The organism is Paracoccus sp. SY, assembly GCF_002901215.1.
GTDB lineage: Bacteria > Pseudomonadota > Alphaproteobacteria > Rhodobacterales > Rhodobacteraceae > Paracoccus > Paracoccus acridae.
This window is the reverse complement of sequence record NZ_NWMQ01000152.1, coordinates 1-1,036: the sequence shown is the minus strand read 5'-3', so window position 1 is coordinate 1,036 and position 1,036 is coordinate 1. Positions and strand designations below refer to the sequence as shown.

1 protein-coding gene is annotated in these 1,036 nt (G+C 44.6%); it reads left to right on the top strand.

Translation table 11 applies throughout. The features are described 5' to 3' along the window. Positions 1-120: 120 nt before the first annotated feature. Positions 121-1,036, top strand: a 916-nt coding sequence (locus CK944_RS23075) for an acyltransferase (protein ID WP_146038774.1), incomplete at its 3' end; no start/stop codon positions are given.

Sequence of the window (1,036 nt, the reverse complement as noted above, 5' to 3'; positions counted from 1 at the left end):
CGCAATTTTTCGAGGTGCCCTATTGACTGAAAAATCATAAAAATAGAAAATATTTGTTTGTATTTCTGAGTCTTGGACGATTGAACAAGACCACAGCTTGTTTGTGGAAATTTTACCTCCATGTCGCATCAAAGCTATCTCTCACAGCACCATTTTGGGTCTCTGAATGGACTAAGGTGTCTGTGTATCGTTGCTGTTCTCTGGCACCATAGTCCCGCGAATGGCCTGATTAGCGGCTTCCTTCTTGCAGAACGCGGCTTCGTTGGCGTTGATTTCTTTTTTGTCTTAAGTGGATTTTTGATCACCACCCTGCTCTTACGTGAGCAGAACAAGAAGGGGCGCATCTCTTTGCCTGCCTTTTACTGGCGACGAGCACTACGGATCTTGCCCGCTTACCTTCTGCTAGTATCAACAATCTCGGCTTATTGGATATTTTATAAGGGACAAGAGCATCTAATTTCCCTAGTGCCCTATTACTACTTGTTTCTTGCTAATTTTCTGAAGGAAGATATTTCTCTACTGTCGATTACGTGGTCTCTTTCAGTTGAAGAACAGTATTACCTGATCTGGCCTTTGCTTATTTTCCTGTTGCCAGCTCGAACTGTAACGCGCGCTGCTGTTCTAAGCGTATTAATCGTAATTTGCCTAGCCTCAATGATGGATCTTGCTGAGTTACTTGGGCTCCGGCCTGTTGTGACAGAAAATGCTATTTTCACGCTGCCAGGTAGGTCCTATATGGCCATTCTGATGGGTTCACTTCTAGCCCTTCTTCTGCATGATCGGCGCAGCTATCAAGTCTTCTCAAGGATCTGCGCAACGCGTTCAGCTCCCCTAATCATGTTTGCGTTACTTCTTGTCTATCTGCAATTGACTCCTGTTAATTTGATGGGTTGGCCCAGCCTTGGAATGAATGCCCTCATGGCGCTTTGCATTGCATCATTAGTTATACGTGAGGACCACCTTGCTCGTCCTTTAATGCGTTTCTGGCCAATAAATCAAATTGGAAAGATTAGCTTTGGGGCACCTCGATTTTTGA